Here is a 14,051-nt window from a genome sequence, read left to right on the forward strand (position 1 = left end):
CTTCTTTCCACAGCCGTGACGAATTCCTACCACGGCCGTGGGAAGATCTCGTCACGGCCGTGGCGAACTACCAATACCGGTAAGTTAACGTAAGAATAACGGTGTCTTTATGCAACAATACACAGTGGCGAGCATATCTTTACTTACTTGTTAATGTTTCAAGTCCGCCTTCTTGAATAGAGTATAACAAGAAAACACATTCTTTATCGCGATAAAGCGCAAATAGTTTGTTTTACAAGTACCTTATCCGTACCTTTGAAACCAATAACAAACACTTACTCTCATTAAATATCAAGAGAAGAAAAATGAAGATTACACAAATCAGGGAAAACGGAGATACGGAGGCACTAAGCGTGACAGACATCGACCTGCTGATAGAAAAAATGAAAAAAGAAACCAAGCTCCGCCCGGTAACCGGATTACGTCAGGCCCTGCATTTTGTTCTACCCGACGAGCCTTGTTCCCTCGCCAACAAACTACCACGAGTGATTCCCGCAGCAGCCTTCGGACGAGTGAACGGAGTGAAGCGAATGAAAACCTACAATGGCATTGTAGAACTGACCATCGGTCCGCTAGCCGGAAAGACAGAGGTGGAAATCGTGAAGCAAAAGGCAGCCGAACTTCCCCAAACAATGCTGGCTTTTATGGGTGCAAGTGGTAAAAGCGTCAAGATATGGACTTGCTTCACCCGTCCGGACGGTACTTTACCGCAAACAACGGAAGAAGCCGAAGTGTTTCAGGCACATGCTTACCGGCTTGCCATTAAATGTTATCAGCCTCAACTTCCCTTCAACATTCTATTAAAAGAGCCGAAACTGGAACAATTCTCACGTCTTAGTTATGATCCGGACTTGATTTACCGTCCCACTCCTGTACCTTTCTATCTTTCACAACCCATCGGTATGCCCGGCGAGATGACTTATCATGAGAAATCGAGCACTGAAGCATCTCCACTGAATCGAGCACTGCCGGGGTATGACACGGAAGATACAGTAGCATTGCTTTATGAAGCGGCATTGCGGAAGACATTCGAAGAAATGGAAACAGACTGGCACCGGAACGATCATGATTTGCAAACGTTAGTAGTCCCGCTTGCCGAAAATTGTTACTACTCCGGCATCCCGGAAGAGGAGGTAACCCGACGAACCATCATGCGTTATTACAAAAGAAAAAATCCGATGCTGATACGCGAAATGATAAGAAACGTATATAAGGAATGTAAGGGAGTGCCCAAAGGCAGCTGCCTGACTAAAGAGCAACGCCTTAGCCTGCAGATGGACGAATTTATGAATCGCCGTTATGAGTTCCGTTATAATACGCAGATCGGGGAAGTGGAATACCGGGAGCGTTTCTCGTTTCAGTTTTATTTTCATCCTATTGACAAACGGGCACAAAACAGCATCATGCTTGATGCCCAATCCGAGGTATTGGCGTATGGGACAGGGACATAGACCGATACTTACATTCCAACCGTGTGCCAATCTACAATCCGTTGGAAGAGTTCCTGTTTCATCTGCCTCATTGGGACGGCAAAGACCGTATTCATGCTTTGGCAAACAGGGTTCCTTGCAAAAATCCGCATTGGGAATTGCTTTTCCACCGTTGGTTCCTGAATATGGTTTCACATTGGAGAGGGGTAGATAAAATGCACGCAAACAATACGTCGCCCATATTAGTGGGCCGACAGGGAACTCATAAATCAACTTTCTGCCGTGAAATGATTCCGCCTGCGCTTCGCGCTTACTATACAGACAGCATTGATTTCAGCCATAAACGGGATGCAGAACTGTATCTGAATCGGTTTGCGCTCATCAATATCGATGAGTTTGACCAGATAACGCTGCCACAACAAGGATTTCTGAAACATATTCTTCAAAAGCCTGTGGTCAATCTACGGAAACCGCACGGTCGCTCGGTACTTGAATTGCAGCGGTATGCTTCATTTATCGGCACAAGCAATCAGAAGGATTTGCTGACTGATCCTTCGGGAAGCCGCCGTTTCATTTGTATTGAAGTGACGGGAAACATCGACACTACACAGCCGATAGATTATGAACAGCTTTATGCACAAGCCATGCACGAGATTCATCATGGCGAACGCTACTGGTTTGACAGTGAGGATGAGCAGATTATGACGGAAAACAACCGTGAGTTTGAGCAGACACCGGCTATGTTGCAATTGTTTTACCAGTATTTCAAGACTGCACAAACGAAAGAGGAAGGGGAATTTCTTACTCCGGTTGAAATATTGAATTATCTGAAGAAGAAAAGCGGTATGTCATTGTCTGATAACAAAGTATACCACTTCGGGAGATTGCTGCAAAAATGCGGTATTCCTTCGAAGCATACTTATAAAGGTACTGTTTATCAGGTAATAAAGCTATCATAAGAGATAAAAGCAAGGCTGACAATAAAAGTCTGGATATTTTATTGTCAGCCTATTATCAATGGTTATTGTCAGGTGATAGAACGTTGATATTCATTCACTTGAATGTATTCCTGACAGTATGACAATAAAACAGGTACAAATCATTATGAGATTCAAATTTCCAGGATACTTGTCTTCCACCTTTCTGTTGAGCTATTAAGTTTTTCTAAATAGTTGTATTTGCATCCAACTCTCCATGTAACCAATAGAGCAACCAACGAATAGCCAACGGAACAACCGGACCGCCTATTTACTCTTTCTTCTTGGGAGTAACGAAGCCGATAGGATTACGCGGCTTATCTGCTAAAGCCTTTTGCGCCTGCAATTCGGCTAACGTCTGATTTATTAATTCTAACTGCGTCCGAGTGTCGTCATTGATGTCGTTATAGTCTGCAAATACTTCCTCTATGTACTCCTTTAGTTCCTTGACTTCGTTTTGAAGTTCATATACTGGATCGGTCGGCGGGTTTAACAGTAACTGACGAACCGCAACGAAAGCACGCATTATACCCCTGTTTATTCCAATAGCAGTATCAGAGTTTAGAACACTACTAAGCATTGCTACGCCTAGTTCCGTAAAAGCAAAAGGCATATATTTAAAATTGCTGCCTCTTCCTTTGTTCAAGGTCACAATTTGTGATCTTGAAAGTTCGTCCCTCGTGAGTTCAAACATAAAGTCCTCACCTTCGAACCTTTTTAAATTACGTCTAACAGCTTGTTTTAGCACCCTGTTTTCTATTCCGTACATTTCCGCCAAATCAAAGTCTAACATCACCTTTTACCCGCGTATGTCGTAAATCTTACTTTGTATTACTTCGAGTTGTATTCAACTTGTCGAAATCAGACTGAAACACACGGTCCTGAAAGATACGGTATTTCTCAAATTCGGTTTCTGCATAATCTTTCGCTTGTTCGGCAGACATCTTTCCTGAATCATTTAATATGGGGCGGTCATCGCTATCCAAGAATTTATCTATACGTTTTGCCCAATCTTCCATTGTCATAGGAATATGCCGCTTTGCCCGGTCTTCTGCCAAATCCAGAAAAGCATTGACCAACCGTCCCATTGACTCCAGTTCTTCTTCTTTCAAATAATTCTTTGCTATCGACACATCTGTTTTTACAATCTTTCCGTTAGGAGCTTTCTCCCAGGTAGTTAGTCCCATGTGTTCCTTCTCTGCATCGGCACGCTCTACAATAAGTTCTGCCGCCGTGTGTCCATGAACTGCATAGTGCATTTTGTTCTGGACTTTTTTGAAAAACAAACGTGTGGTCGGGGCATTGAGGTTATAGTCTATGCTGGTAGCATAAATATCTGTTAGCTTTTGGTAGAAACGTCGCTCACTCAATCGTATTTCCCGGATTTCAGCAAGCAAATGTTCAAAGTAATCTTCATTGATGAATGATCCGTTCTCCATTCGCTTTTTATCAATGACATATCCACGAATGGCAAACTGCCGAAGTATAAATGTACACCATTGCCGAAATTGAGTGGCGCGCACGGAGTTGACGCGATAGCCGACTGAAATGATGGCATCAAGACTATAAATAAAAACTTCACGAGAAATATTCCGATTACCTTCTTTTTGAACTATCCGGTTTTTCCGGATAGTTGTATTCTTATCTACTTCTCCTTGCGAATATATATTTTTCAAATGTTCATTAATTGTGCGTATATCAACATCGAACAATATCGACATCGTCTTCTGCGTCAGCCACAAAGTTTCGTCCTGATAAAGCACTTCAATGCCTTCTTCTTTATTCTCTATCTGAAAAATAAGAAATTCAGCCGTACTATTGCGTATTTGCAGTTTCTTGCTTCCGTTATTACTTTCTTCCATATTCATCTTGAACATTCATTTCTTTTATCAGAAACAAATGTACTTAGAACATATCGAACTGCCAAAGATAATATCTCCTATTTTATCTCCACCTTCGTCTGTAATCTTATGTCATTGGAAGCAGCGCCAATCATTATCTGAAAAGTTCCCTAAAAAGATCATAATTACAGTAGAAAGCTTTCTCCGTAATATCTTCGCTTTATGGATTCAACAGATTTTATTCGTATTTTTCCGGTTTACATATTGGTTTACATGAACCGCATAAATTATATGTATAAAGGTACTGGCAAAAACATTTAGATGGAAAAGATATAAACAGGGGAAATAGTAACTTCTTCATAAAACAAACATAAATAAAAGAAACCTGCTTACCCAAAGAATATTATCTTTTCAGTAAGCAGGCTTTCACTCATATTCAAAAATGCAAAGAGCAAAATCTCTCACAAATTTGTGTGTTCCATTAATTGATAGCTATCGGAGCATCCAACGTCTTAATAGTAATTCCATTTGTAGTACCGTTTATACGCCCTGTGGCATCTTTGATAACTCCACCTTCCTGAGTCTCCGATCCGTCTAGTTTATAATAAAGTGCCAAGCCTTCTGAAGCAGGGTCAACACCCAGCATATTCTGCTTAAGTTGATTTTCCGTACGGGCTACACTCCAAACACGGACTTCACTCATTTTACCATGGAATGGACGTTCACCCCATTTAAAACCATAGATTCTACCAATATAAAAACCCATATCCGAATTCGGATCAAAACCGTCAATCCCCCAATCTGAACCAGCCCATTTCTCACCATTTACATAAATGCCTGTTTTTCCTGTCGGTTGATCATAAGTCAACGCTACATGATACCAACGATTTGTTAACAACGGTTTCGTTACACGGTAGTTCTGTCTTCCGGCCACTTCCAAATAATCTTTAGGAGTAATTCCTCCTCCCGCATCACCGATACGGAGGATCATCACACCTTCAGTTCCCATAATCGTATTATTATCGAGGAAATAATCCACATTAATCAATGCTTCGTAAGTGAATGACGAGAAGAAAGTACCGACAGGGAACTTCACAGAAATATAGTGATTACTGAAGTTACCAGCTTTGGTAATTTTCAACGGTTTGGAGAAAAAGAAATATGCAATGTTTGTTCCGGAAAGAGTCGACACCGAAGACGAATGCACCCGCATAGGCAAAACATACGAGTTCCCGGCTTTCAAGGCTTCTAACCCGGAAAGTTCGACTTCTACATTATCCGCATACAATTTTCCACTCGAAATAGAAGATGTCGTACTGCTTAGCTTTACCTGCGAAACATCAAGCATCTCATAATTTGTGCCATACTTTGCATTGTATTCGTCTACTACACTTGGTTCGGCTACACTATATGATACGTCTACCTGAGAGGAAGTTGCTGACGAGAGTCTTGAAACCAGATCAAATGTCATTACATCCATTTCATCTTCCACCGAGAAATTATATTCCTTGCTTTCGAAATAAACCTTAGGCTCCAGCAGGTCATTCATGCTGTCGTTGCAAGCGCCCAACAATAACGCCATACTACCTACCATCAAATAATAGAATATATGTTTATTCATCATCTTTTTACTGTTTTAGAATTTTATAAGTCCACTTATTCCTGCGGTTTATTTTCCGCTTCGTTTTGTTTCGCTTTCCATTCATTGAAAACCCGCTGATTGATTTGAATAGCCTGACGCATCCATTTATAATTTGGCGTATTGTCATAATCATTATCGAAGCGATAAGCTCCTACTCCACCTTTATAACCTTCTCGCGGCATAGCAGCTGCCTGCTTCAGCAATTGACCTCCATTAGTGGCATACTTTTCAAAGTTCTCTGTGCAGATTATTTTCTTAGGATCAACGCCATAACCATCAAAACCGGGATTGGAACTACCATAACTTTGTATAATCCAATAATCGACATACTCATCCAATTCATGGGTAAGCCCATAAATATTTCCATCAATACAGATCATTTTATGTCCTTTACCTTCCGGATCGCTTTTCGGGCCAATGTAATTATTCATTTCTTTAACCAAATGAATCAAATGCTTATTCTGACTCAATGTGCCATCCATATCAAACACACCACTACCGATTTCCCAGTCTACATCATAACCGTCCCATTCGTTTGCATACAAAGAATCGCACAGAGCTTTGGCAAACTTCGCCAGACATGCATAATGGTTTTCACTTTCAAACTGACCTTCAAATCCCCAATATTTCCAACGGGCTTGTTTCTTCGCCGTTTCCAATTGAGCCGCCGACCAGCCTTCTTCCTCCGCTTGTTTTTCCACTTCGAGGTATACCGAATTTGGTGTCGCACCCTTACCAAGATAAGAAAGCAGACTTACCTGCAACAGTTTCGTTCCTTTCACCTTTTGCACAAACTCTTTATCTGCCTTCTGCTCCGGAGTGATTTCATAACGTCCTGGAGCGCCACTCCACATTGAAACAAAATCCATACTATCGGGCATAGCAGAGAGATATCCTCTTCGATAAGCTCCAGCAGGCGCCCAATTGGAATACCATCCGAAAGCTACGGGACGATTGTAATTCCAAGCAGTCGCCTTATAGGCGCGCAGATTGGCATAATATGCCTCACTCTCCGCATTGTTCATTGTGGCATACCCGCCTATATGGTCTATCTCAATATTCTCCACATCCATGCAAGAAGTTACCATCATGCCTGTCAATGGAATAATATATAACAATTTTCTTAATGATTTCATATTCTTCATCTGTATTAAAATGATACATGTAGGTTATCTCTTACAATCCCACCACAAACGGGTAGAAGACTTATCTTCGCCACCTGCACCGTTATTGAACAACTTCAAGGCTGCTTCATAAATAGCCTTTCCCTCGTTAGTCTGAGAAAAACTGGTGGGATAAATCATACGGCGAATACCGCCCTCAAGAGTTGCGCCTTGCACTGCTCCTTTCAAAGTCTTAATGACATTCAACTTCGGATAACCGGTTCTTCTCCATTCCGTCCACGCTTCCTGTCCGTTAGGAAACAAAGCAATCCACTTCTGAATCATAATTTTTTCCAACTTCTGCTCTGTTGTTCCTTCAAACTTGGCAGTAGTCTCACACGGAGCAGAAAGTGTTTGCCCATACTGATAATGGGAAAAAACATATGCCCGAGGTGACAAATTGGAATTCATATAATCGTCTACAGGATCGGTCACACCATTCTCCTGAAAAGACATATCAATGCCCTGTTTATACCATGAATCCGCACTGCCGAAACCTTCCCACACTAAAGCTGCTTCCGCACGCAAAAAATAAACTTCCGATGCACGCAGCCAATATGTAGGAGTTCCACTTTGAATATTGGGCTTTGAGCAAGATTTGTAGATGTCATTCTGCGCATTGGCATGCCCTGCCGGCACCGCTTGATACGTTTTTCCGTCGAAAGCCTCAACACCATAAGAGGCATTACCATCCATCGGCAAAAAATAAACGCTCAAACGCGGGTCTTCATATCCCATCAGATAAGAAAGATGGAAGAACCCATACGAGCTTCATTATAGTTGCCTGCCAACCATTCAATGTTGTTGCGGAAAGTCATACCCGCTCCTTGACTCATTTGAGCCGCATCATCCTTAGCCGTCATCACGCCAATAGAATGATTCACTGCTTGAGTAGCATACTTTTTCGCCAGTTCCGCATCAGCGAAGCGGACACGCATAGCCAAACGAAGCATCAGCGAATTGCCGTATTTCACCCATTTGGTAGCATCTCCGGCATATACCGCATCATAAGCGCCCATTACATTCACCCCATTTTCCGCCTTTTCCGTTAATTCTTCAATGGCTGCGGTCAATTCTTCAAACATCGCCGTATACACCTCTTTCTCCGAATCGAACGGAATGTTCATTGTAGCGTCCGCCGCATGAGAATAAGGCATCGGACCGAAACTTTCAAGTGTCTTGTGCCAAGCGGAAATCTTCAGAATTTGAGCCAAAGCAAAGACTTCGGGCGTACCATTTTTCTCGGACGCTATTTTCAATTTCTTCCAAGGATCAAGAGCATTGGTATAAGACTGTGTATAGGTCGCTTTTATCCAATTGTCCAACAAATAATAAGTAGTATTGTTACTACCTGCGTTCCAACCGTTACTGTTGTTCTCGCCAAAAAATCCACTCCAATTATCGGCCGCAGATGATAAGCTATTTGATATTCATTGATAACATCTGTATCATCAGCCTGTGTGCCTACGGGAATCACTGTCCGTTGCATAGCTGTAATCAGCCCTCCGACTTCAAAACCATCCATCGCACCTTCTCCGTCGCTCATCTCAAATTGGTTGGTATTGATTTCTTCAAAATTGCATGAGGCAAATAGCGCCATTGCGCATATCACCGCTAATAGTTTAAAATGATTCATTTTTCTCATAATAAAGAAGGTGTATTATAATTTAAATTTAATACCGAAGCCAAAGCTACGAACACTCGGTTGCATAAAATAATCATTACCTTGTCCGTAAGTACTAGTGGAAGGAGTCAGTTCCGGATCGAACGGAGCTTCGCAATACAACATCCAAGGATTGTTGGCTATAAACGAAACTGTAACATCTTTCAACACGTTACCAAACCACTTATTAGGCATAGTATAGCTAAAGGTAAGTTCTTGCAAACGAATATTGGTGGCACTGTATACATAGTAACCGGAAGTTTCATAATTTCCCGTACCTGTCATCTGATAATAAGACTTCGCATCTACCAGACCTTGTCCCTTCAACAATACTCCTCCCGCTTCACGAGCCTCAGCCGAACGTTTGGACACACCGTAACGATCAAGCAATGCCTCTGTAGAAGAGGTCACCACACCACCAAAACGCCCGTTGATTTGGAATCCGAGTCCAAAGCCTTTGTATGTCAACATATTACTCCATCCCATATTAAAGTCAGGAGAAGTTTTTCCCAAATAAACAGGTTCCCCCTTTTCCATTCCAAAGGTTCCGTCGCTCTTTACCTCAACATATCCCAAGTGGTCTTTCTTTAAGAAGGTGTTGGCATAAATATCGTGGATACTTCCGCCTTCTTTCAAGATGACACGACCACCATCCTTCAAAACCTCCGGAATATTAATCGGTTCATCCATCAAATCCGTATGATAGTTTTCAACCATCTCCTTAATCTCGTTTATATTACGAGAGAATGTCAATGTTGAAGAGATTCCTAATCCGAACTTAAACTGATCGGAATAGCTTAATGAAGCCTCCCAACCACGATTTTCCACATTACCGGCCTGCAAATAAATCTGCTTGTATCCGGTATATTCCGGAAGATCACCCAAGAAGGTCTGATTGTATGTATTAGAATGATAGTAGGTTACCTCCGCACTTAATTTATTCCACAACTTCAGACTTAATCCAAATTCGTATGACTTTGTACGCTCTGCCTTGAAATCAGTAAACGGATAGATACCGGTAGGATCTAATGCACCACCCACAATAGGGGTAGTTACCGTACCCGGAGTCAGTCCCGAACGGGATACAGGCGCACCGACTTCCGTATACGAACCGCGAACTTTCAGGTACGAGATAAATTCGGGCAATTTGACCATCTCGGAAATAATCCCGGACAGACCGATTGAGGGATAGAAAAAAGATTCTTCATCGGTATTCACCAAACGTGAATTCCAGTCATTACGTCCGGTCAGCGTCAAATAAAGCATACTCTTCCAACCAAGTTCCAAATTGGCAAAAACAGCATGATTACGTACACGACTATCACCACCCTTTTCTGAGATACGACCATTAGCCGGATCGATATTAGAAGCCGCAAATTTATTGGGCACTCCCAATAATGTCCCTTTGTATCCTCTCTCCAATGCCCAATAGTTAGAATAGTTCCAACCCGCATTGGCAGAAATACTGAAATCAGCTATATGTTTATTTACGTTCAACATAAAGTCGGCATATTCCTGACGGTCTTCATAGTTATTGTATCCATACAGTCCTTTCTTTCCTTCCGCAAATTTATCGTCGGATGAAGCGTAAATCTTGCGTTCAAACAATACATGTGTGTCATCCATTCTGAAACGGGCTGTCGCATTCAACCAATCGGTAATATTATAAGTCAACCCTACGTTGAACATATAACGACTCTTTTCATTCGTAGCTACATTGCGATAAGCAGTCCAGTAAGGGTTCTGTGAAGCATATACCGGATCTGCCACCGGCCAATACTGAACCGGAAGTTGACGGCTTTCATCGAAATGTTCGAATGACTTAATTCCATCAAAGTCTTCACCACGAGGGAACAAATAGGCGGCCATCACCGGATTCCAATATTGTCCTTGCGATACCATATTCTTGTCTTTCTGTTTCACATACGACGCACCTAAATCGAGTTGTAATTTATCATTAAGGAAAGTTGCCGTATTACGGATTGTGAAATTCAAACGATCATATTCATTATTAGGCACAATACCTTTGGAATTGGTAGAAGAAACAGAAGCAAAAGTCTGATTCGATTTCGTACCGGTGGTCAACGTAACCGAATTAATAAAGTTTGTTCCGGTATTAAAGAAATCCTTCTTAGGATCATAACTTGTAGGAGTCAACAGTTTCTCACCCCAGCTTTCATACATATCTTTTTTGTTACCATACGTATTTTGAAACTCAGGAGTCATATAAGCTTTGCTGAACTCTGAAGAAGAAGAGAACTGCACTGAAAGTTTTCCTTCTTTTCCTTTTTTAGTGGTAATCAAAATTACACCGTTAGCGGCACTACTACCATACAACGCAGCAGCCGAAGGACCACTCAAAACAGAAAGACTTTCAATATCTTCGGGATTGAAGTCGGCGATTCCTTCTGTTCCGGCCTTACCTTCACCCATAATACCACTGTCGGTATTTCCCATATTGGTATTGAACAAAGGAATACCGTCCACCACATACAAAGCATTATTATCACCTTCAATAGATTTTGCACCACGCATTACAACACGTGTCGCACCACCAACTCCACTAGCACTTTTGTTTATACTCACTCCGGCTATCTTACCGTTCAGCGAGTTTACGAAGTTAGCATCTTTTACCGTAGTCAGAGCATCTCCCTTGACTTGTTGTACATTGTAAGACAACGCCTTTTCTGCACGTTTGATACCCAATGCCGTCACAACAACTTCATCGAGCACTTCTGTATCCTGCTTCATTACAACCGGATAGAAATCTTTCTTGGAAACAGGAATTATCTGTGCAGCATATCCGATATAAGATACTTTGAGAATAGATTTCTCTGCCGCCTTGATCGTAAAGTTACCATCGAAATCGGTAATCGTACCTGTAGAACTACCATCCACAGATATATTTACTCCAATCAACGGTTCACCGCTTTCATCAGTAACCTTTCCTTTGATATTTTTAAGGGTTTGTGCAACTACAGGCTTCTTTTCAGCTATTATGATGTAGTTACCTTGAATCTGGAATGAAAAGCCCGTCCCTTTTAAGATGGTATCAAGTGCGGTTTCGAGGGATGCGTTCCGCAAGTTTAACTGGGCTATTACTTTTCCTTTTAATTCGGAATCACTATAATTTATAGACTTTTTAGACTGTTTTTCCACAGTTTTTAAGGCATCAATGACAGTGATGTTCTTTTGCTGGATAGTTATTTTACTATCATTTTGAGCCAAAGCGAAAGTCTGTATAAGAATAAGACTTAAAAAAGTGAGAAAGACCCGCTTATGAGCTATTTTTTCTGCTATTTTTTCGTAGATTTGTAGCATCTTTAGTATTAGTTAATTGGTTATTATTCTAGGATCATTCAGAATAGCGTCAATATTACGCTAATATTAAAAGAGATTGATTTCATATCCGGGAGGAACGGCCATTCCTTCCGGGTATTTTTTTGCATTACGTATTAAATTTAAAAGGTTCTACAATATATTTATTCTTTACTAGTTACATAGCACTTATTTCCCTTGATAACATAGTTTACATTTCCTACAACTTGCGATATAATCTTCATAACTTCCTCCAGATTCGCCTGTTTGGAGAAGCGGAAACTATATGTATTCTTTTTCAAGCTATGAAGGCTATATACAAAAGCATAAGGAAATTTGCGTTCAAGACTTGTAAAAATATCCTCCAGATACATATTACTAAAAACCAATTCCCCACGTTGCCATGCCGTCACATCATCTATCTCAGGCATCCGCAGATTGTGCGCTTTCGTATGTTTGTCATATACCAACTGTTCATTAGGCTTTAAAATAATATTGGACAGCAAGTTATTGAATTCAACTTTCACACTACCTTCCAGCAAAGTAGCCATCAGCTCGCTATTTTCCGGATAAGCATTTACATTAAATTCAGTACCTAAAGCAGTAACTTGATAATCATTGGCCTTTACAATGAAAGGATGCTTCTTATCCGGTTTCACTTTAAAGTTGGCCTCACCAATCAAATATACACTTCTAGTCTCTCCTGTAAATTTTTCCGGATATAGTAGTATACTCTTCGAATTCAGCATGACATTTGTACCATCCGGTAATGTAAGTTCACGAATTTCCGCTGTCGGTATATAGCATTCAACTAAATCTTTTTCCGGCCGTTCCTTTTCCAACATCAAATAAATAGAAACGGATGAGACTGCTAACAAGAAAATAGCTGCAGCTCTCCATATAAGCAACTGGTAATTTCTACGTGAAGTGATAGACTGCATTCCCAGATTCTGCCGCATTCGTTGTATTGATTGTTGCATGCCATCAGGCACTTTCTGCTCTCCTGCTTGTTTCCAAAGCTCACGAAGAGCCTCACTCTTTTCATCAACATGCTCCTCATCAGCCAACCACTGTTGCACTTTCTTCTGTGTTCCGGCTGAATAGCTATTATGGCCGAATAATTCTACGAGTTGTTGAATATAATTTTTCATGAATCTTTTTCTTTCTTTTTTGGGCTTTATACATTAAATACAACTACTACATACATACTACTTAAAAATATTAGAGAAAAAAAATAAAAAAGAGGAGTACCTTCTTTAATTCGATCAATGCCAAATAAACCTGATGCTCTATTGTTCGGATAGAAACATCGAGTTTATCAGCTATTTCTTTATGACTTAATCCCCTGAAACGACTAAGTTCGAATATCAACCTCCGACGCTTCGGCATTTTCTCCAGGGTGAGTTGAATAATCATCAACATCTCCTTATAATATACGTTATTCAAGATCTCTTCCTTTTCTGTTAATTCATAAAGAAGAGTCTTCTCTATAACTTCCGACTGATATTCCTGTTCTACTTGTTGATGTTTAAAGATATTCAGAACTATATTTCTAGTCATTATAAAAATATAATTGTCTAGTTCTTTATCATTATCCAGCCACAACTCAGGCTGCAACCAGAGCTTACAGAAAACATCTTGAGCCACATCTTCTGCATCCGCTTCCGATTTTAGCAGCATTTGAGCAAAGTTCTTTACCTTTGGAAAATTTACAGTGAAAAACCTCTGAAACTTTAATTCAATCTGCCTGTCATTATTCTCCATCTCTCTAGTATTTTTCAGTGTTAGCGGTTAAATCAAATATTACATATATTTAGGTCTAAGGAATGATTCAATATAATATTATACATTAAATCATAATCTAAAAGCAAAATAAAAGATTAATAACACAATAAAAAAATATTATAACTCTTTTTTGGTTTTATTTCTTCCAAGCAGCTATCATATAGAGCTTTCCAGAAAATAAAATAAAAATGTATATTATACACCCATAAAAATAAAAAGGCTTCATGAATCA

General features: G+C 40.5%; 7 protein-coding genes and 2 pseudogenes. 1 reads left to right on the top strand and 8 read right to left on the bottom strand.

Annotated elements, in window-relative coordinates; all coding sequences use genetic code 11:
* Nucleotides 1-305 precede the first annotated feature (305 nt).
* Nucleotides 306-2,389, top strand: a pseudogene (locus DXA05_RS24825) (BT4734/BF3469 family protein).
* 289 nt (nt 2,390-2,678) lie between these two features.
* Here DXA05_RS24825 and DXA05_RS24830 read toward each other — a convergent pair.
* From DXA05_RS24830 to DXA05_RS24865, 8 genes and pseudogenes are all read right to left on the bottom strand, one after another.
* A complete protein-coding gene (locus DXA05_RS24830) occupies nt 2,679-3,200 on the bottom strand; it encodes an ORF6N domain-containing protein (protein ID WP_008024499.1) in 522 nt (173 codons plus the stop codon).
* A 28-nt stretch (nt 3,201-3,228) separates the two neighbouring features.
* Nucleotides 3,229-4,284, bottom strand: coding sequence for a virulence RhuM family protein (locus DXA05_RS24835; protein WP_008024497.1), 1,056 nt, complete (start codon nt 4,282-4,284; stop codon nt 3,229-3,231).
* Nucleotides 4,285-4,729: 445 nt separating this feature from the next.
* The gene (locus DXA05_RS24840; RefSeq protein ID WP_004310490.1) at nt 4,730-5,872 is read right to left on the bottom strand and encodes a DUF1735 and LamG domain-containing protein; all 1,143 of its coding nucleotides are present in this window, start codon (nt 5,870-5,872) and stop codon (nt 4,730-4,732) included.
* Between the two features lie 32 nt (nt 5,873-5,904).
* Nucleotides 5,905-7,026, bottom strand: a complete 1,122-nt coding sequence (locus DXA05_RS24845) for a glycoside hydrolase family 18 (protein ID WP_004310491.1) — start codon at nt 7,024-7,026, stop codon at nt 5,905-5,907.
* Between the two features lie 33 nt (nt 7,027-7,059).
* Nucleotides 7,060-8,698: pseudogene (locus DXA05_RS24850) on the bottom strand (SusD/RagB family nutrient-binding outer membrane lipoprotein).
* A gap of 15 nt (nt 8,699-8,713) precedes the next feature.
* Nucleotides 8,714-12,037, bottom strand: a complete 3,324-nt coding sequence (locus DXA05_RS24855; protein WP_120144486.1) for a TonB-dependent receptor — start codon at nt 12,035-12,037, stop codon at nt 8,714-8,716.
* Between the two features lie 161 nt (nt 12,038-12,198).
* Complete coding sequence (locus DXA05_RS24860; RefSeq protein WP_008645190.1) at nt 12,199-13,185, bottom strand: FecR family protein; 987 nt, start codon at nt 13,183-13,185, stop codon at nt 12,199-12,201.
* A 70-nt stretch (nt 13,186-13,255) separates the two neighbouring features.
* Complete coding sequence (locus tag DXA05_RS24865) at nt 13,256-13,798, bottom strand: RNA polymerase sigma-70 factor (protein WP_004314638.1); 543 nt, start codon at nt 13,796-13,798, stop codon at nt 13,256-13,258.
* Nucleotides 13,799-14,051 lie beyond the last annotated feature (253 nt).

It is taken from the genome of Bacteroides sp. AM54-2NS, from assembly GCF_003602935.1.
Classification (GTDB): Bacteria; Bacteroidota; Bacteroidia; order Bacteroidales; family Bacteroidaceae; genus Bacteroides; species Bacteroides xylanisolvens.

Excerpts from the sequence above, each read along its gene's own strand:
- DXA05_RS24830 (WP_008024499.1), bottom strand. The coding sequence starts at position 3,200 with ATGTTAGACTTTGATTTGGCGGAAATGTACGGAATAGAAAACAGGGTG.
- DXA05_RS24835 (WP_008024497.1), bottom strand. The coding sequence starts at position 4,284 with ATGTTCAAGATGAATATGGAAGAAAGTAATAACGGAAGCAAGAAACTG.
- DXA05_RS24840 (WP_004310490.1), bottom strand. The coding sequence starts at position 5,872 with ATGATGAATAAACATATATTCTATTATTTGATGGTAGGTAGTATGGCG.
- DXA05_RS24845 (WP_004310491.1), bottom strand. The coding sequence starts at position 7,026 with ATGAAATCATTAAGAAAATTGTTATATATTATTCCATTGACAGGCATG.
- DXA05_RS24855 (WP_120144486.1), bottom strand. The coding sequence starts at position 12,037 with ATGCTACAAATCTACGAAAAAATAGCAGAAAAAATAGCTCATAAGCGG.
- DXA05_RS24860 (WP_008645190.1), bottom strand. The coding sequence starts at position 13,185 with ATGAAAAATTATATTCAACAACTCGTAGAATTATTCGGCCATAATAGC.
- DXA05_RS24865 (WP_004314638.1), bottom strand. The coding sequence starts at position 13,798 with ATGGAGAATAATGACAGGCAGATTGAATTAAAGTTTCAGAGGTTTTTC.